This window comes from Planotetraspora sp. A-T 1434, from assembly GCF_025420585.1.
Lineage (GTDB): Bacteria > Actinomycetota > Actinomycetes > Streptosporangiales > Streptosporangiaceae > JAOEGB01.
This window is the reverse complement of record NZ_JAOEGB010000001.1, coordinates 561010-579832: the sequence shown is the minus strand read 5'-3', so window position 1 is coordinate 579832 and position 18823 is coordinate 561010. Positions and strand designations below refer to the sequence as shown.

Sequence of the window (18823 nt, the reverse complement as noted above, 5' to 3'; positions counted from 1 at the left end):
CCCCCTTCTTACAGAATCAAACCTCTTCGCCGGCCGCGCGCAGCCGGGCCGCGGCCCGCTTGGCTTCGAGCCGCGCGTCCGCGTCCTCCTGGTCGGCCTCGATCGAGGCCTGGGCACGCTGCAACGCGTCCTTCGCTCTCGCGATGTCGACCTCGGAGCCCAGCTCGGCCGCCTCCGCCAGGATCGACACGTCGTCGTTGGCGACGGAGATGAACCCGCCGTGAACCGCGGCCACGAGGTCGTCCTCGCCGTCGCGCTTGACGCGCAGCACCCCGCCCTCGACGAGGACACCGAGAACAGGAGCGTGTTTCGGCATAATACCGATCTCGCCGTCCACGGTCTTGGCAATCACCATGTCGGCCTCGCCCGACCAGATTTCACGTTCCGGCGATACTACGCCGACGCGAAGCTTTGCCACTTCTCAGCTCCCCCCTTTCATGAAGACACTGCATGGAGACACTGCAAGGAGACACTGCCAGGAGACGCCTGTACGGCCGGCAAGCCGTACAGGCGTCTGAGCCGTTCTAGCGCTCGAGTTCCTTCGCCTTGGCGATGGCCTGCTCGATGCCACCGACCATGAAGAACGCCTGCTCGGGCAGGTGGTCGTACTCGCCGGCGCACAGGCCCTTGAACGAGGCGATGGTCTCGTCCAGCGGGACGAACTCGCCGGGCTGACCGGTGAACGCCTCGGCGGCGTACATCGGGTGGGAGAGGAACCGCTCGATCCGGCGCGCCCGCTGGACGGTGACCTTGTCCTCTTCGGAGAGCTCGTCGATGCCCAGGATGGCGATGATGTCCTGCAGTTCCTTGTACTTCTGCAGGATCCGCTTGGTCTCCTGGGCGACCGCGTAGTGCTCCTCACCGATGATCTGCGGGTCGAGGATCCGCGACGAGGAGTCGAGCGGGTCCACCGCGGGGTAGATGCCCTTCTCCGAGATCGGACGGGAAAGCACCGTCTGGGCGTCGAGGTGCGCGAACGCGTTGTGCGGCGCCGGGTCGGTGATGTCGTCGGCCGGGACGTAGATCGCCTGCATGGAGGTGATCGAGTGTCCACGCGTCGAGGTGATCCGCTCCTGGAGCACGCCCATCTCGTCGGCCAGGGTCGGCTGGTAACCCACTGCGGACGGCATGCGGCCGAGCAGGGTGGACACCTCGGAGCCGGCCTGGGTGAACCGGAAGATGTTGTCGATGAACAGCAGCACGTCCTGCTTCTGCACGTCGCGGAAGTACTCCGCCATCGTGAGGGCGGACAGGGCGACCCGCAGACGCGTGCCCGGCGGCTCGTCCATCTGGCCGAAGACGAGCGCGGTGTCCTTGAGGACGTCCGCCTCCTCCATCTCCAGCCAGAGGTCGTTGCCCTCACGGGTGCGCTCGCCGACGCCCGCGAACACCGAGGTGCCCGAGAACTTCAGCGCGACGCGGCGGATCATCTCCTGGATCAGAACGGTCTTGCCGACGCCCGCGCCGCCGAACAGACCGATCTTTCCACCCTTCACGTACGGCGTGAGCAGGTCGATGACCTTGATGCCGGTGGGCAGCATCTCGGTGCGCGACTCCAGCGTGTCGAACGCCGGGGAGGGGCGGTGGATGCCCCACTTCTCGGTGACCTCGAGTGACGCCTTGGGCACGTCGAGCGGCTCGCCCAGGGCGTTCCAGACGTGGCCCTTGACGATGTCGCCAACGGGCACCGAGATCGGCGCGCCGGTGTCGGCGACAGCCGCGCCGCGGACCACGCCGTCGGTGGGCTGCATGGAGATGGCGCGGACCATGTTGTCGCCGAGGTGCTGGGCGACCTCAAGGGTCAGGGTCTTGGTCTCCTCGCCGAGCGTTGTCTCGACGGTGAGCGCGTTGTAGATGTCGGGCATGTTGTCGACCGAGAATTCCACGTCGACGACGGGACCCGTGACGCGGGCGACACGGCCCACGCTGGTCTCAACAGTCTGTGCGGTCATTTCACTCTTTCCCCGCTGCGGCGTCAGCGAGCGCGTTCGCGCCACCGACGATCTCGCTGATTTCCTGGGTGATCTCGGCCTGGCGGGCCTGGTTCATCTGGCGGGTGAACACACCGATGAGCTCGTTCGCGTTGTCCGTCGCGGACTTCATGGCCCGGCGACGCGAGGCCTCCTCCGACGCCGCCGACTGGAGCAGCGCGTTGAAGATGCGCGACTCCACATAGCGCGGCAGCAGCGAGTTCAGCACCTCGGGGGCCGTCGGCTCGAACTCGAAGTACGGCGGGATGGCCTCGTCGGCCACCTCCGCCTCCTCGACCTCCAGCGGGAGGATCCGCTTGACGATGACCTGCTGCGTCAGCATCGAGACGAATTCGGTGTAGACGACGTGGATCTCGTCGATCCCGTCGTTCTCCTTGAACGACTCGATGAGGGTGCCGGCGATCTCCTTGGCGTCCGCGTACGACGGCCTGCGGGAGAAGCCCTCCCAGCGGCCGCCCATCTCACGGCTGCGGAACGTGTGCCAGGTGACGCCCTTGCGGCCCGTGACGAACGGCACGGCGCGGATGCCCCGCTCCTCAAGCAGGCCACGCAGGGCCTCGGCCTCGCGCAGCACGTTGGCGTTGTAGCCGCCGCAGAAGCCGCTGTCGCTGGTGATGATCAGCACACCGGCGGTGGCCGGCTGCTCCTTGGCGACCGTCAGCGGGTGGTCGACGCTCGCGGTGTTGCTCACGACGCCGGACACCGCCCGCGTGATCTCGCGCTCGTACGGCACAGCGGCCTGCATCCGCTGCTGCGCCTTAACGATGCGCGAGGAGGCGATGAGCTCCTGGGCGCGCGTGATCTTGGCGGTCGACTTGACCGACTTGATCCGCCGCCGCAGCAGCCTTAGCTGGGCACCCATGCGCTACTTCTTCTCGGTCTTGCGGACGGCCTTGACGATCTTCTCCTGGCCGACCTCGCCGGCCTCGAGCGCCTCCACGGGCACGTCCTTGACCAGCAGCTCGCCGGACGAGGTCGTGAAGCCCTTCTTGAACTCGCTGATCGCTTCCTTAAGGGTCGTGACCGTCTCATCCGCGAGGTCCTTGGTCTCGCGGATGCTGTCGAGCACGCCCTTGTGCTGGCTGGACACGTAGTCGAGGAACTCCGCCTCGAAGCGGCGGATGTCCTCGATCGGCACGTCGTCCAGCTCGCCGGTGGTGCCCGCCCAGACCGAGACGACCTGCTTCTCGACCGGGAAGGGGCTGTACTGGGGCTGCTTGAGCAGCTCGACCAGACGCGAGCCCCGCTCCAGCTGGGCGCGGGAGGCCGCGTCCAGGTCGGAGGCGAAGGCCGCGAAGGCCTCAAGGTCGCGGAACTGGGACAGCGACAGACGCAGCGTGCCGGCCACCTTCCGCATGGCCTTGACCTGCGCCGAACCGCCGACGCGGGACACCGAGACACCGACGTTGATCGCCGGGCGGACGCCGGCGTTGAACAGGTCGGTCTCCAGGAAGCACTGGCCGTCGGTGATCGAGATGACGTTGGTCGGAATGAACGCCGAGACGTCGTTGCCCTTGGTCTCGATGATCGGCAGACCCGTCATGGAACCCGCGCCCATGTCGTTGGAGAGCTTCGCGCAGCGCTCCAGGAGACGCGAGTGCAAGTAGAAGACGTCGCCGGGGAAGGCCTCACGGCCCGGCGGGCGGCGCAGCAGCAGCGAGACCGCGCGGTACGCGTCGGCCTGCTTGGTGAGGTCGTCGAAGACGATGAGAACGTGCTTGCCCTGGTACATCCAGTGCTGCCCGATGGCGGAACCGGTGTAGGGGGCGACGTACTTGAAGCCCGCCGGGTCGGACGCCGGAGCGGCGACGATGGTGGTGTACTCCATCGCCCCCTCCTCCTCAAGGCGGCCCTTGACCTGCGCGATCGTCGAGCCCTTCTGGCCGACCGCGACGTAGACGCAGCGGACCTGCTTGTCAGGGTCGCCGGAGAGCCAGTTCTCCTTCTGGTTCAGGATGGTGTCCACGGCGATGGCGGTCTTGCCGGTGCCACGGTCACCGATGATCAGCTGGCGCTGGCCGCGGCCGATCGGCGTCATGGCGTCGATCGCCTTGAGGCCGGTCTGCAGCGGCTCCTTCACCGGCTGGCGCTGGACCACGGAGGGCGCCTGGAGTTCGAGGGCGCGGCGGCCCTCGGCCTCGATGGCGCCCTTGCCGTCCAGCGGGTTGCCGAGGGGGTCGACCACGCGACCGAGGAAGTTGTCGCCCACGGGGACCGACAGGACCTCACCGGTCCGGCGGACCTGCTGACCCTCCTCGATCTTGCTGAAGTCGCCCAGGATAACCGAACCGATCTCCCGGACGTCCAGGTTCAGTGCCAGGCCACGCGTGCCGTCCTCGAACTCGATCAGCTCGTTCGCCATCGTCGAGGGCAGGCCGGAGACATGGGCGATGCCGTCGCCACAGTCGACGACGGTCCCGATCTCCTCGCGCGCGGCGCCTTCCGGCTCGTACGCCTGGACGAAGCGCTCAAGCGCGTCCCGGATCTCGTCCGGCCGGATCGTAAGCTCCGCCATCTCTCTTCTGTCTCCCTATTCGCCTTAGCCGGCCAACCGGCGGCGGACTTCTTCGATACGTCCAGCGATGGTGGTGTCGATCAGGTCGTCTCCGATCTTCACGGAGAAACCGCCGAGCACCTCCGGGTCCACCTCGACGTTCAGGTGGACGTCTCGCCCGTATGTGGCTCGCAACCAGGTGGCGAGCCGCTGCTTCTGCTCCTCGGCCAGCGGTACGGCACTGCGCACCACCCCGACCAGGCGTTGCCGCGTGCGGGCGACGATGTAGCCGTACTCCTCGAGGGCAGTCTCCAGGCTACGTCCTCGCGGATGTGCGGCGATCTGCGTCACCAGGCGAAGCGTGGAGGGTGCGACCTTGCCGCCGAGGAGGTCTGCCAGCAGCTCGCCCTTGCGCTCCGCCGGAACGGCGGGGTCGCTCAGCCAGCGGCGCAGCCCGGGGTTGGCCGCGAGGATGCGGCTGAACCGGAACAGCTCGTCCTCGACGTCGTCGAGCCTGCTCTCCGACTCGGCCTCCGCCGCGGCGGCCATGACACCGATGCGCTCAAGCGCGTCCGCCAGGTCACCGGAGCTGGACCACTTGGCCCGCACCGCGGCGACCGTGATCTCCAGCGCGGTCTCGCTCACCTTGCCCTGGAGAAGGGCGCGGATGGTCTGTTCCTTCTGCTCCGCCGGGCGGGCGGGGTCGGAAAGGCCGCGGCGCAACCCGTGCTCGCGGTCGAACAGATCGGCGACGGCGAAGAGCTCCTCGGCCAGGGTGCCGAGGTCGGCGGACGCCGCGACGGCGTTGAACCGCTCCTCGACCTCGGCGAGCGCGGCCCTGCTCAGACCTCTCATCGGTCGCTCACCGCTCCCCGGTTGTCGTGCCGGACGGGGAGCCCGGCAGCGCGGAGCTCACCGCGCCGGCTTCCGGGCCGGCTATCGGATCGGCCTCGCGCCGGCATCAGCGGACCGCTTCCGGGCGGCCCTCGAGCTCCTCGAGGAACCGGTCGACGATGCGGCGCTGACGGGCCTCGTCCTCCAGCGACTCACCGACGATGCGGCCGGCGAGCTCGGTGGACAGGCGGCCGATCTCGGCGCGCAGCTGGACGACCGCCTGCTGACGGTCGGCCTCGATCTGCGCGTGCGCCGCCTGGACGATGCGCCGCGCCTCGGCCTGAGCCTCCTCGCGGAGCTCGGCCTTGATCTGGGCGCCCTGCTCGCGCGCCTCCTCCCGCAGCCGCGCCGCCTCCTGGCGGGCCTCCGCCAGTTGGGCGCGGTACTGCTCGAGGGTGCGCAGGGCTTCGGCCTGCAAGTCCTCGGCCTTCTTGATGCCGCCCTCGATCACCTCGGTCCGCTCAGCCAGCGTCTTCTGGATGCGCGGGGTGAGGATCTTTCCGACGACGATGAAGACGACGAGGAAGGCGAAGCTGCCGACGACCAGCTCGGAGAGATGCGGCATGAGGGGGTTGTTGGCCCCCTCGGCCAGGAGCGTAGCTGCCGTAGTCATAGGTGCAGCCTTCCGTCAGATTGGGTACGTCAGCCGTAGATGAACGGCGCCACGAGGCCGATGAGGGCCAGCGCCTCGGTGAGGACGAAGCCGAGCAGCATGTTCTGCCGAATCAGGCCGTAAGCCTCGGGCTGGCGGGCGATGGCCTGCACGCCCTGTCCGAAGATGATGCCCACGCCGATGCCGGGGCCGATGGCGGCGAGGCCGTAACCGATCGCGCCAAGGTTGCCGGCGACTTCAGCGAGAACGCTCATTGGTGTTCTTCCTTTACTGGTCGGCCGGTGAACGTTTCACCGGTCTGGACTTACGTCTGGGGCGGGTTCAGGGGACGGTGCTCAGTTGGAACGAGTGCTCAGTGATCCGGGTGCAGCGAGCCGCCGATGTACATGGCGGCCAGCAGCGTGAAGAGGAACGCCTGCAGGAACTGGATGAACATCTCGAAGCCGGTCATCGCGATCGTCATGACGACGCCCAGCACGCCGAGCCCGGCACCGAGCGGGGTGGGCTTCTCGAAGAGGAACCAGAAACCGACGGCGCTGAAGAAGGCCAGGATGAGGTGGCCGGCGAACATGTTCGCGAAGAGTCGGACCGCGTGCGTGAACGGGGCGATGATGAGGTTCGACATGAACTCGATCGGGGCCAGCAGCACGTAGATCGGCTTGGGCAGCCCCGGCGGGAACATCATGTTCTTGAAGTAGCCGCCCAGGCCCTGGTGCTTGATGCCCAGATAGACCTTGATGGCGTAGATCGTGATGGCGAACACCGCCGGGAAGGCGATGTGTGACGCGATCGGGATCTGGATCAACGGAACGACGCCGAAGAAGTTCCACAGCAGGATGAGGAAGAACAGGCTGAGCAGCAGCGGCATCCAGCGCTCGGCGTCCTTGCCCAGGAACGGCCGGGCCACCTGGTCGCGGACGAACTCGTAGCCCTTCTCGCCGATGTTCTGCATGCCGCGCGGCACGAGCTGCGGCTTGGCGAAGGCGCTCCACGCGAAGGCGCACACCAGAAGCGCGCCGACAACGGCGAAGACCACCGGCTTGGTCAGCCAGGTGGGGGCGCCCTCGTAGAGCGGCGGGAAGTCGAAGATCGACGGTCCCGGCGCCTCGAACTTGTCGTCTGCCAGAAGCGTCAGGGGGGTCACTTGACCACCTCGGCTACCTGCCCGGGGACACACGCCCGAGCCATGCTGTGGTTGTTCGTCCGCTCGCTACGCTCGCGCACGGGCGTTCCCTTCAACGTGATTGATCGACAGAAGAGCGGGGAAGTGCGGCAGACCCTAGCGGCCGTACTTCAGATACACCAGGTAGATCGCAAGCCCGACGCCCAAAATGACGCCTATAGGGATGAATGCGTGCACGCCGGTCCACCAGCTCAGCAACCAGCCAAGACCGCCCCACACCAGGATCCCGGAGAGCAGATAGCTCGGGACCGACCAGGCGGCGTTGGCGAAGTCGCGGCCGTCGCTCTCGGGCCTGCGCTCCTGTTCGCTCATCGCGGGCACGACGATAGCAGGACCCGGGGGGACTAGTCATATTGGGCTGCCCCGCGAGCCTGATCATCGGTTGCTCCGGCCGGGCACTTCAGCACCAGGCTCCACGTAGAGCAACTTCAGCTTCATGAATCCGCGCATTTCGCCGACCGTCCAAGCGAGCGTGCACACGATGACGCTGAAGGCGAACACGCGAGAGTTGAACGCGGTCGTGCCGTCGAAGGCGCGCAGCATGGCCATGATCGCGAGCACCTTGACGACGTAACCCACGACGGCGGCGGTCATCATGGCCATCGGCGAGACCCGGCCGGCCCATGAGACGACGGCGAGGCCGACGGTGAAGAAGACGGCGACGAGAACGACACCGATGCCGGCGCCCAGCGCACCCTTGGCTCCGGTCAGCACCGCCGCGAGGATCACGGCGACGAGACCCGCTGCCAGAGTCGGCACGGCGGCGCCCTTGAGAACGCGCACGTCGTTGGCCTGCATCGGAACTCCATGGTCGATTGTCAAGCGAGCGATTGCTACCTCAGAGGGACGCGGTACCGCGTAACCCCTGCTAGTGAAAGCTATCACAAGCTCCGGAGTGGCACCTTTACCTGCCCTTTCGGGTCCCTGACCTGCCCCGCCCCAGCGTGGTCGGCTATCGGGTGGGCCTGGCGTCGGCCCGGTGCGTGGGGGTGGCGGCCGGCGCGGAATCGGCCCCGTAAGGCACCTGGTAAGGGGGCCGGTACGGGGGCCGGCGCGAGGCGGGCACGACCGGCCCGGCCGGCGCGGCGGGTACGACCGGCCCGGCCGGCGCGGCGGGTACGACCGGCCCGGACGGCGCGGGCGGCGCGGGCGGCGCGGGCGGCTCCTCCGCCGCTATTTGTTCGAGGCCGGGACCGGATACCGGACGCCGGGCCGCGTGCGCGCCGCCCTTCCTGTACCGCAGCTCTTCACGACGCGACCGCCACCGAGGCAGCGCCATCATGACCAGCACGGCGACCGCCAGCAGGATCGTCAGCGGGAAGACGATGAGCGGAACGCCGCCGATCGACAGGCCGACGATCGTGAACGCGAACAGGAAGGTCCACGCGTACATGATCAGAACGCTGCGCCGGTGCGAGTGGCCGATGTCGAGCAGGCGGTGGTGCAGGTGGCCGCGGTCGGGAGCGAACGGCGACAGGCCGGCCGACGTGCGGCGGATCACCGCCATTATCAGGTCCACCAGCGGAAGGATCATGACCGCGATCGGCAGGATCAGCGGCAGGATGACCGGGAACCGGTTGATCTTGACGGCGCTCGGCTCGACGGACGACGTGATGGTGATCAGCGAGGTGGCCAGGATCAGCCCGATCAGCATGGCCCCGGTGTCACCCATGAAGATCTTTGCCGGGTTGAAGTTGTGCGGCAGGAAGCCCACGCACATCCCGATCAGGATCGCGGCGATCGCCGCCGTCGCGTTGATGCGCGATCCGCTGCTGGTCTGGGTGAGCGCGACGGAGTAGGCCAGCGTCGCCATCGCCGCGATGCCGACGATCCCGGCGGCCAGGCCGTCCAGGCCGTCGACGAAGTTCACGGCGTTGATCACGACGACCACGATCAGGATCGTGATCCCCGCCTGGAGCGTCGTGTCGAGGCTGGTGGGGCCGCCCATGAACTGCGGCAGCGGGAGCCACGGCAGGTACATGCCGAAGTAGACCAGCAGGCCGCCCGCGGCGATCTGGCCGCCGAGCTTGATGAGCGCGTCCATGCCCAGCCAGTCGTCCAGGAAGCCGGTCACGACGATCAGGCCGCCGGCGGCGAGCAGGGCCGTCGCCGTGTGCCCGCTCTGGCCGCTGCCGAAGGAGCCGCCCACGTACGGCAGATGCGTGGCCACGAGCAACCCTGCGGCCAGCCCGCCGAACATCGCCAGGCCGCCCAGCCGGGGGGTGGGCACCTTGTGCACATCTCGGTCGCGCACTTCGGGGGCCGCGCCGATGCGCAACGCGAACGCCCTTACAGGCGGCACCAGCAGGAAGGTGACCGCTGCCGCCACGAGCGCCAAGAGCGAGTATTCGCGCACGGAACCTAGTTTCCTGGATTGGGAGACCGTTTGTGACCGGAAAACGACACAGACCGCCTCATTCTTCTCGGCGATATGCCGGATGCGTGGCGGTCAGCCCCATTACCCGATCGCTCACCGACGCTATCGCACCCGGCTTGCGCACCGCTTGCGCGACGATGGAAGCGATCTCCTTCATCTCCGCGACACCCATGCCCTGGGTCGTGACGCACGGGGTGCCGACCCTGATCCCGGAGGTCACGGTCGGAGGCTCCGGATCATACGGGATCACGTTCCGGTTGAGCGTTATGCCGGCCTGCGCGCAGCGCCGCTCGGCCTCGGCGCCGCTCACCGGGAGACCCTGAAAGTCGGTCAGCCCTCGCAGGTCGAACAGGGCGAGGTGGGTGTCGGTGCCACCCGAAACCGGGCGCATCCCCTCGGCGGCCAGGCCCTCGGCGAGCGTCACCGCGTTCTCGACGACCGAGGCCGCGTAGTCCCTGTACTCCGGGCGCAGCGCCTCCCCGAACGCCACCGCCTTCGCCGCGACGGCGTGCATCAGCGGGCCGCCCTGCGTGAAGGGGAAGACCGCGTGGTCGATCCTCTGAGCGAGCTCTTCAGTGCACAGCACCCCTCCCCCGCGCGGCCCGCGCAACGCCTTGTGCGTGGTGAACGTGACGACATCCGCGTACGGCACGGCCGACGGGATCGCCTCCCCCGCCATCAGGCCGATCGTGTGGGCGGCGTCCACCAGCAGCCAGGCGCCGATCTCGTCCGCGATGCCCCGGAAGACGGAGTAGTCGATCAGGCGGGGGTACGACGTCGCCCCGCAGATGATCAGCTTGGGGCGGTGCCTGATCGCGAGTTCGCGGACCTCGTCGTAGTCGATGAGCTCGGTGTCCCGGCGGACGCCGTAGGAGACGACGTCGAACCACCTGCCGGAGAAATTGACCTTGGATCCGTGGGTCAGGTGGCCGCCGTGCTCAAGGGCCATCGCCAGCATCGTGTCACCCGGCTGGAGCAGCGCCGCGTAGGCCGCGAGGTTCGCGGAGGCGCCGCTGTGCGGCTGCACGTTGGCGTGATCGGCCTTGAACAGCAGCTTCGCCCGGTCGATGGCCAGCCGCTCGGCCCGGTCGACCACCTCGCAGCCGCCGTAGTATCTGCGGCCCGGGTAGCCCTCGGCGTACTTGTTTGTGAGGGTCGAACCGAGCGCCGCGATGACCGCGGGGGAGGTGAAGTTCTCACTGGCGATGAGCTGGAGCCCGCCGCGCGCCCTGGCCAGCTCGTCCAGCAGCACCTGGGCGACGTCCGGGTCCTGCCGTACAAGCTGGGAGAAATCTGGCCCGTAGAACGGCTCCGTCTTGTCCATAGAACCGGCTCACATCCCAGCGACGACACTCCTCTCAATGTAAACCTCGGCCCCCGGATCGCCCCCTGTCCGGCGACCCTTTGCACAAGCTGTACGGAAGCGGGGTCAGGAGAAGGCGTGCGGCGCGCCCGCGCGGCTGGGCACCCAGCGCGGGGTGTCGGCCGCCTGGTCACTGATCGCCGTCAGCACCGCCTGGCGGTACATCCCGAGCCGGTTACGCCATTCGGCCAGGTCCTGGACGTACCGCCCCGCGACTGGGGCGTCCCAGACGTCCCTGCTCCGCGCCTGCTGGTACGGCTTGTCCAGCGAGCGGGTGAGCTGGTCCATCAGCGGGACGACCTGTAACCACAGGTCCACGAGACGCTGATACTCCGGGTTGAAGACCCAGCCGGTCGGCTGCCCACCGGGGGCGAGCAGCTCCGTGTCCGACGGCGCGGGCGGCGCCTCCCCCGGCTGCAGCGGAGTCGGTGCCGGAGGGTCGACGTACATCACGATTGCGCCTCCACTGAGCTTTCAGCCTCTTCTGTGACTCCCGTGACGCCCGTGACTCCGCCTGCGCGGGGTTTCCGGGGTCGTGGGGGGACGGGCATCCGGTCGAACGTGTGGTGAACCGTGCCGCCGGGGACGGGGTCTGGCATGCCGTCAGCTCCCGGGGGGTGGGATGGGCCTGCCCGGGTCGCCGGGATCGACGCTGCCGGAGGAGCCATCCGGCTCGATCTTCATCGGCGCCCACTCGCCCTTGCCCCACTCCCCCTCGGGGACGCTGACGCTGGGCATGTCGATGGGCTGGATCTCCCGGTGGTGATCGACCAGCGTCCGCAGCACGTTGTCGTCCTCCGGACCCGCCGGGTAGGACAGCACGTCGCCCGGCTGGGCCGCCGCCTCCGACCGGGGATCGCCGTAACCGGAAGCGCCGGCTGACGTGCTCGCGTAGCCGAGCCCTCCGCTGCCACTCGACCCGCCCGTGCTCCCGTGGTGCTCGGGCGTGCCGGGCACCGAGTCGCCGTTGCCGGTGGCGTACGGATCATCCGTGAGGTTGTCCTCGGGGGTGCCGACGTAGTCGCCGTCGGGGTCGCCCGGCGCCAGCCCCGGATGGTGATTGGTGGTGCCGGTGCTCCCGCTGTGGCCCGAACCGGGCTGACCGGCGGGATTCGGGTGGGCGGGAGGATTGCTGTGGCCGGGCGGATTGGTGTGACCGATCGCGTGGCCTGTGTGCGCCGCGTCGCCCGCATGACCGGCGTGCCCGGCCGTGCCGGAGATCGGAGTGCCGGGTTCGAGGGGCTCGACGAAGCCGGGCGGGCCGTCCGGGTGAGGGCCGGTGCCGCTGCCGGGGTGAGCGTGGATGCTCGGCATCTCCATGGGCTTGGCCTGGTCCATATGGTCGTTGATCCAGGCGATGGTGTCGCCGCTCGGCTGGTTCATGGGCGTCGAGACCACCTTGACGCCATCGACGACGATCACCTGGCGACCCACCGTCTGGTCGATGTCGTCGGGGTGGTCCTTCTTCGGTGTGTCGATGATCTGCGAGTCGTCCCGGGAGGTCGACGGCTGCTCGCTGCCCGACTTCGTCCCGTCAGACGTGCCCTGCCCGGCACCGCCCTGGCCGGGATGATCGACCTGGTGCCCGCTCACACCGGTGGCGTGGGTGCCGCCCGCCCCACCGCTCCCGGCGCCACCCACGCCGTTGCCGACGCCCTGGACAGCGCCGTTCCCCGTGCCGTTACCGACACCATTCCCGGTCCCGTTGGCCGCACCGTCCCCGACACCGTTGCCGACGCCCTGAACAGTGCCGTTCCCCGTGCCGTTACCGACACCATTCCCGGTCCCGTTGGCCGCACCGTCCCCGACACCGTTGCCGACGCCCTGAACAGTGCCATTCCCGGTCCCGTGGGCCGTGCCGTCTCCGACCCCGTTGCCCACACCCTGGATGGCGCCGTTGCCCGTGCCGTTCGCGGCCCCGTTGCCTACGCCGTTGCCTGGGCCGTCGCACGTGCCATCAGCCCCGCCGGCGCCGTGGCCGGTGCCGTCGTTGGTGCCGTTGCCCACGCCGTTGGCAACCCCGTCACCGGTCCCGTTGCCCACGCCGTGACCGGTGCCGTCGCCGACGCCGTTGCCGGCTCCCGGGACACTTCCATTCCCGGTCCCGTTGGCCGAGCCGTTCCCGACGCCGTTGCCTACGCCATTGGCGATCCCGTTGCCGGTGCCGTTCCCAACACCGTTGCCGGTGCCGTTGCCCACGCCGTTGGCGGCGCCGGTGCCTGTGTCGTGGTGCTTGGGAGTGTGGGAGAGCTCAGGGAGAGCGCCCTCGGCTGTGCCGTGGGTCTTCTCGGGCAGGCTGCCCTCCGCCGTTCCGTGCGTCTTGTCGTGAGTCTTCGCGTGAATCTCGCCGTCACTCGCCCCGTGGACCCTGTGGCCGGTCTCGCCCTTGGCGGACTCGGGTTTGGCGGAGTCATGCCTCGCGGAGTCGTGCTTGGGCGCGGTCGACGGGGCCTCGGAGTGCTTCCCGGACGGCTGGTCGTGGCCCGACTTCGCGCCGGAATGATCGGCCTTGTCGCCCGCCTTGTGATCGGCTTTGTGATCCGTCTTGTGATCGGAAGCGGCGCCGGTGGCCTTGTCCGCGGGCGGCTTGGGGTCGTCCGAAGGCTTGGTGGTGTCCTGCTCCGTGAACGAGGACTCCTTGCCCGTCGCCACATTGCCGTTGGCGCCGTGCTGTTTCTCCTTCTTCTCCAGGAGCACCAGCCGGTTCGTCACGTCCTTCACCATCGCCGAACAGGCGTCGGCGACCTGTGACGGGCGGTGCGTCGTCTGTACGGCGACGCCGGCACCGCGTGTCAGCTGCGTGACCCGGGCCTCGACGATGTCCATTTGCCTCGCGGCGTGCTGGACCTCCGACAACAGTTCGCGGACGAGCTTCGGATCCATCCCGTCGAGCTTGGCCATGGGCACGCCTCCACAGAGATATCGGCGCACTTCACGGTAGCCGGGGAGGCAGCTCTACAAAACCCCGATAGCCAGATGGCATGAATCGCCCTGATTCAAACGCTCAGGGCCCGCACCGCCGTACGGAACCGATGCCGAGGCTGGGGCCTCAGTCCTCCGTGGCGAGGTAGCCGACGACGCCGCGGAGCTTGTCGACGGGAATCGCGCCTTTGCGCAGGACCCGAGGCACGGCCGTGGTGAGATCGAGGATCGTGGACGGAACGTTGTCCGTGCACGGGCCCGCGTCGAGGTAGACGGAGACCGACTCGCCCAACTGCTCCTCCGCCTCGGCCGCGGTGGTCGCCGGCGCGGCCCCCGACCGGTTGGCGCTGGAGACGGCCATCGGCCCGGTCTCCTTCAGGAGGTCCAGGGCAACCGGATGCAGCGGCATCCGGACAGCGACCGTTCCCTTGGTGTCGCCGAGATCCCACGACAGCGACCGGTTGGCCCGGAGGATGAGGGTCAGCGGGCCGGGCCAGAAGGCGTCGACGAGGTCCTGGCCGTACGTGCCGAGGTTCTCGACGAGCGCGTTGGCAGCCCGGACGGTCCCGACGAGCACGGGGACCGGCATGTCCCTGCCGCGGCCCTTGGCCTCCAGCAGGGCAGTGACCGCGGACGGGGTGAAAGCGTCAGCGCCGATGCCGTAGACCGTGTCGGTGGGGAGGACGACGAGCTCGCCCCGCCGCACCACCGAGGCGGCGTCGATCAGTCCAGAGGTCCGCTCACCCTGGTTAGCACAGTTGTACCGTCGACTCACAATCCCCATCCTCCCACGAGCCCACCCCACCCTTCGCCGTGATCATGCACAGGCTCCTCATCGGCGTCTCCGCCTGCCCCAACACTGCGCGTGATCATGCACACCTTCCCGTCGACCGGCCTCCACATAGGGAAACGCCTATCGCGATCATGCAGCCGCAGCTACTTGATCACGTTGGCCGATGACGGAGGTCAAGCACCGTTCCAAGGAAAGTGTGCATGATCACGCCAAGGGTCGTCGCTGGTCGCGCGCATTTCTAGGAACGTGTGCATGATCACCCCAGTCTGGGGATAGCCGCGAAGGACCTGTGCATGATCACGCCGGTTCAGTCGTGGGTGAGGCGGGCGGTGACGAAGCGGTCCCGGCCGGTCAGATCCTGGCGGAGCCGGACATCGCACCAGCCGTTCTCCTCCGGGAACAACCAGTACACCGAGTTTCCCTGCTCGTCGGCGTGCTCGACGGCCACGAACCCTCCCGGCCTGAGCAGCCGCCGGGCCGTCCGCTCCACGGCCCTGACCTCGTCCAGGCCGTCCTTGCCCGACCCGTAGAGCGCGCGGGACGGGTCGTAGTCGCGCACCTCGGGATCACGCGGGATGGCCCCGGGCGGGATGTACGGCGGGTTGGAGATCACGAAATCCACCTGGCCGTTGAGCTCGGGCAGGCAGTCGGCGAGGTCCTCGGGGTGGAGCGACGTCCGGCCCTGACCGTGTTCGAGAATGTTCCGCTTGGCCCACCCGTACGCCACGGGGTCGATCTCGACGGCGTGGACCTGAGCCAGCGCGACCTCCTGGGCGATCGAGAGCGCGATGGCCCCCGACCCCGTGCCGAGGTCGACTACGACCGGCGAGGCGACGTCCATCTCGCGCAGCCGGTCGATCGCCCAGCCCGCCACGACCTCCGTCTCCGGCCTCGGCACGAAGACGCCGGGGCCGACCTCCAGTGACAGGTAGCGGAAGTACGCGCGGCCCGTGATGTGCTGGAGCGGCTCACGGGCCTCCCGGCGGGCGATGCCCTCCCAGAAGAGCGCGTCGAAGTCGGCGTCCTTGACCATGTGCAGCTTGCCGCGCGTCACACCATGGACGAAAGCCGCGATCTCTTCGGCGTCCGTGCGCGGTGACGGCACGCCCGCCTCGGCAAGCCGGGCGGTGGCGAGGGCGATCTCGTCGAGCAGGAAGGTCATCGGTCTCTTACGGCATGGGCGTACGGCACGGGCTATGTCATGCGTCTTACAGCATCCGCGTGGACGACGCGTGTCACGACGGGCGTGTCACTGCGTCTGTCTCAAGGTATGCGTGTGAGGGCATGTGTCTGTCTCATGAGTGGGCGGCGAGTTTCTCCGACAGTTCGGCGTCCAGCAATGCCTGTATCACCGAGTCGAGATCGCCGTCCAGGACTTGGTCGAGGTTGTAGGCCTTGTAGCCGACACGGTGGTCGGAAATTCGGTTCTCCGGGTAGTTGTAGGTCCTGACCCGCTCGGAACGGTCGACCGTACGCACCTGGGACTTGCGCTCCGCCATGGCGGCGGCCTCGGCCTCCTCCTGGGCGATCGCGAGCAGCCGGGCACGCAGGACGCGCATCGCCGACTCCTTGTTCTGGAGCTGGCTCTTCTCGTTCTGGCAGGAGACCACCACACCGGTCGGGATATGGGTGATCCGGACGGCCGAGTCGGTCGTGTTGACGCTCTGTCCACCGGGACCGCCTGACCGGAACACGTCGATCCGCAGGTCGTTGGGGTCGATCTGGATGTCGACGTCCTCAGCCTCGGGGTAGACGAGCACTCCGGCGGCGGAGGTGTGGATGCGGCCCTGGGACTCCGTCACCGGCACCCGCTGGACGCGATGGACGCCGCCCTCAAACTTGAGCCGGGCCCAGACGCCCTCCTTGCCCTTGATCGCGACCGTGACGTCCTTGTAGCCGCCGAGGTCCGAGTGCTGGGCGTCGATGATCTCGGTCTTGTAGCCGATCCGCTCGGCGTAGCGGAGATACATCCGAAGGAGGTCGCCCGCGAACAGGGCCGACTCCTGGCCGCCCTCGCCCGCCTTGATCTCCATGATGATGTCTTTGTCGTCGTTCGGGTCGCGCGGGACGAGGAGATGCGTCAGTTTCTCCTCCAGCGTCGGGATGCGGCTTTCGAGGTCGGCCGCCTCCTCCGCGAACGACGCGTCCTCAGCCGCCAGCTCCTGGGCCGCCGCGAGGTCCTGCCGGACCCCCTCCAGCTCCCGATAGGTCGCCACGATGGGCGTGAGCGCCGCGTAGCGCTTGCCGTACGTCCTGGCCTTCGCCTGGTCGGCGTGCACGGCGGGATCGGCGAGCCGCTTCTCCAGGTCCTCGTACTCGCTGATGATCTCGTCGAGGTTCACCGCACGCTCCTTTCATCGGGATTTCGGCCGTAATCACCAAGAACGCCGACCCAGATGGGCCCCCTTGTCGAGGGCCGCATCCGAGCCGGCGTCCTGAGCGAGCTACTTGCTCTGGGCCTTCTTCCCGAAGCGCGCCTCGAAGCGCGCCACCCGGCCACCGGTGTCGAGGATCTTCTGCTTGCCCGTGTAGAACGGGTGGCAGGCCGAGCAGACGTCGGCGTGGATGGTCCCACTCTTCGCGGTGCTACGCGTCGTGAAGGAGTTCCCGCAGGTGCAGGTCACTTCGGTGACCACGTACTCCGGGTGGATGTCGGGCTTCATGTCTCAGTCCTAACGCTCTGGTGCGGTCGCCGGGTCGCTTGCGCCTCGTACGGCTTTCGCGCATCGGCACACTCGTGATGCGCGGGCGGGAACCGGTACCGCTGCGGTTCGGGTTCCAGTGTGCCAGATCCCTCAACCTTCCCAGGCCGTCGGCTATTCCCCGTCTCTTGTCAAGGCCGCGCACCAGCGCTGAACTGCAGCGGAACTCCGCGCGAACCGGGAGGAACCTCACCGTTCAGGTGGACGAGTCACATCAGCCCCACTAGGCTCCGATGTTCAAACCCGACTTTTCCCTCAATTTTACCAATGTAAGGGGTATCCATGAGGAAGAGCCTGCGGCTGGTAATCACCGCCGCAACGGGGGCAGCAGTCTTCGCTACCGGTGCGGCCATCACCGTAGCTTCCCCCGCTAACGCAGGTGTCTCGACCGTTCGCGCCCTCGATGCCGCAGCCGTCGCCGGTATCGATTTCGACAGCAACAAGTTCATCCCGCCATCGGGCAGCGACAAGATCACGTTCAAGGTTCACCTGACCAACGCCTACGCGGCCGCTGACAAGCCTGCCAAGGTGACCGTCCGGTACCTGAAGGTGGACGAGGCCGAGTCGGCCGCCCACACGGCCGATGTCACGCAGCTCGGGACGGTCGCCTCTGTCCCGACGGACAACAAGGCCGACGTGGCGGGCTCCATCCCCGTCTCGTCCAGCGACAAGCCCGGCGACTGGAAGTACCAGGTCGGCATCACCCAGGGTGGCGCTACCGGCGATCCGACCTACGGCTCGTGGACGCCGCTGGCCGTCGCGAAGGCTACTCGGATCACCGGCGCGAACGTCGACCCGGACCCGGTTTACGTCAAGTCCGGCAAGGACACCGACGTCTACGTGTCGTTCAAGCTTGAGCGGGGCGGCGCCGCGAACGAGGAGAAGATCACCGACGTTCGCCTGGAGTCCGAGGACACGGACGACTACTACCCGCTCACCCTCGCCGGGCTGGAGTCGGACGACTCCTACCACGACTCCACCTCCTTCGACTACAGCACGTCTGCGGGCGACTGGCAGCTGAAGGTCACGGTTGAGCGCGGCAGCAAGAAGTACAGCTTCGTCAAGGGCTTCGAGGTCAAGAAGTCCGGCTCGACGAAGGCCAAGTCGAAGATCACGCTGCTGGCTTCGCCGACCAAGGTGAAGAAGGGCAAGACCACCAAGCTCTCGGGCAAGGTCTACCGCGGCTCCAAGGCGTGGAGCAAGAAGATCGTGAAGCTCTACTTCAAGAAGAAGGGCACCACGAAGTGGAAGTTCGTCGGCTACATCGGCGCGTCGTCCACCGGTAAGTACACGAAGGTCGTCAAGCCGAAGTACGACGGTTACTGGCGCACCCAGGCGACCGGCACCAGCGGCACGTACGGCTCGCTGTCGAACATCAAGTTCGTCGACGTGAAGTAAGCAGCCACTGTACGGCTCGCGTCACCAACCCCTGGCGCAAGCCGTACAGGACCACGAATACGAAGGGCCCGAGTGGGGCAATCCACTCGGGCC

19 protein-coding genes are annotated in these 18823 nt (G+C 67.9%); 1 reads left to right on the top strand and 18 read right to left on the bottom strand.

Annotated features, from left to right (window positions below; genetic code table 11):
* Positions 1-16: 16 nt before the first annotated feature.
* The 18 genes from N5079_RS02490 to rpmE form a co-directional block, all read right to left on the bottom strand.
* Positions 17-418: a F0F1 ATP synthase subunit epsilon gene (locus tag N5079_RS02490; protein WP_261581651.1), complete on the bottom strand. Its 402-nt coding sequence runs from the start codon at positions 416-418 to the stop codon at positions 17-19.
* Between the two features lie 106 nt (positions 419-524).
* Positions 525-1952, bottom strand: coding sequence for a F0F1 ATP synthase subunit beta (atpD, locus tag N5079_RS02485; RefSeq protein WP_261581650.1), 1428 nt, complete (start codon positions 1950-1952; stop codon positions 525-527).
* Between the two features lies 1 nt (position 1953).
* Positions 1954-2853, bottom strand: coding sequence for a F0F1 ATP synthase subunit gamma (locus tag N5079_RS02480; protein ID WP_261581649.1), 900 nt, complete (start codon positions 2851-2853; stop codon positions 1954-1956).
* A gap of 3 nt (positions 2854-2856) precedes the next feature.
* The gene (gene atpA / locus N5079_RS02475) at positions 2857-4506 is read right to left on the bottom strand and encodes a F0F1 ATP synthase subunit alpha (protein WP_261581648.1); all 1650 of its coding nucleotides are present in this window, start codon (positions 4504-4506) and stop codon (positions 2857-2859) included.
* Positions 4507-4530: 24 nt separating this feature from the next.
* A complete protein-coding gene (locus N5079_RS02470) occupies positions 4531-5340 on the bottom strand; it encodes a F0F1 ATP synthase subunit delta (protein WP_261581647.1) in 810 nt (269 codons plus the stop codon).
* A gap of 106 nt (positions 5341-5446) precedes the next feature.
* A complete protein-coding gene (locus N5079_RS02465; protein ID WP_261581646.1) occupies positions 5447-5992 on the bottom strand; it encodes a F0F1 ATP synthase subunit B in 546 nt (181 codons plus the stop codon).
* A 29-nt stretch (positions 5993-6021) separates the two neighbouring features.
* The gene (atpE, locus tag N5079_RS02460; protein WP_142571532.1) at positions 6022-6246 is read right to left on the bottom strand and encodes an ATP synthase F0 subunit C; all 225 of its coding nucleotides are present in this window, start codon (positions 6244-6246) and stop codon (positions 6022-6024) included.
* Between the two features lie 98 nt (positions 6247-6344).
* Positions 6345-7136: a F0F1 ATP synthase subunit A gene (gene atpB, locus N5079_RS02455; protein ID WP_261581645.1), complete on the bottom strand. Its 792-nt coding sequence runs from the start codon at positions 7134-7136 to the stop codon at positions 6345-6347.
* Between the two features lie 135 nt (positions 7137-7271).
* Positions 7272-7487, bottom strand: a complete 216-nt coding sequence (locus tag N5079_RS02450; RefSeq protein ID WP_261581644.1) for a hypothetical protein — start codon at positions 7485-7487, stop codon at positions 7272-7274.
* Positions 7488-7550: 63 nt separating this feature from the next.
* Complete coding sequence (locus N5079_RS02445; protein WP_261581643.1) at positions 7551-7973, bottom strand: hypothetical protein; 423 nt, start codon at positions 7971-7973, stop codon at positions 7551-7553.
* 154 nt (positions 7974-8127) lie between these two features.
* Positions 8128-9531, bottom strand: coding sequence for a glycosyltransferase family 4 protein (locus tag N5079_RS02440; protein WP_261581642.1), 1404 nt, complete (start codon positions 9529-9531; stop codon positions 8128-8130).
* 58 nt (positions 9532-9589) lie between these two features.
* Entirely contained in the window at positions 9590-10876 is a 1287-nt protein-coding gene (gene glyA / locus N5079_RS02435) for a serine hydroxymethyltransferase (protein ID WP_261581641.1), read from the bottom strand.
* Between the two features lie 105 nt (positions 10877-10981).
* Entirely contained in the window at positions 10982-11365 is a 384-nt protein-coding gene (locus tag N5079_RS02430) for a hypothetical protein (protein WP_261581862.1), read from the bottom strand.
* 153 nt (positions 11366-11518) lie between these two features.
* Positions 11519-13816, bottom strand: coding sequence for a hypothetical protein (locus N5079_RS02425; protein WP_261581640.1), 2298 nt, complete (start codon positions 13814-13816; stop codon positions 11519-11521).
* Between the two features lie 148 nt (positions 13817-13964).
* On the bottom strand, positions 13965-14621 hold the full coding sequence (locus N5079_RS02420) for an L-threonylcarbamoyladenylate synthase (protein ID WP_410007726.1): 657 nt from the start codon (positions 14619-14621) through the stop codon (positions 13965-13967).
* 316 nt (positions 14622-14937) lie between these two features.
* A complete protein-coding gene (gene prmC / locus N5079_RS02415) occupies positions 14938-15792 on the bottom strand; it encodes a peptide chain release factor N(5)-glutamine methyltransferase (RefSeq protein ID WP_261581638.1) in 855 nt (284 codons plus the stop codon).
* Positions 15793-15925: 133 nt separating this feature from the next.
* Positions 15926-16972 (bottom strand): peptide chain release factor 1, encoded by a 1047-nt coding sequence (prfA, locus tag N5079_RS02410; RefSeq protein WP_261581637.1) that lies wholly within the window; start codon positions 16970-16972, stop codon positions 15926-15928.
* A 102-nt stretch (positions 16973-17074) separates the two neighbouring features.
* Positions 17075-17293, bottom strand: a complete 219-nt coding sequence (gene rpmE, locus N5079_RS02405) for a 50S ribosomal protein L31 (RefSeq protein WP_261581636.1) — start codon at positions 17291-17293, stop codon at positions 17075-17077.
* 321 nt (positions 17294-17614) lie between these two features.
* Here rpmE and N5079_RS02400 point away from each other — a divergent pair, with 321 nt between their 5' ends.
* Positions 17615-18730 carry a hypothetical protein gene (locus N5079_RS02400; RefSeq protein ID WP_261581635.1) on the top strand — a complete coding sequence of 372 codons (1116 nt, stop codon included), beginning with the start codon at positions 17615-17617 and terminating at the stop codon, positions 18728-18730.
* Positions 18731-18823 lie beyond the last annotated feature (93 nt).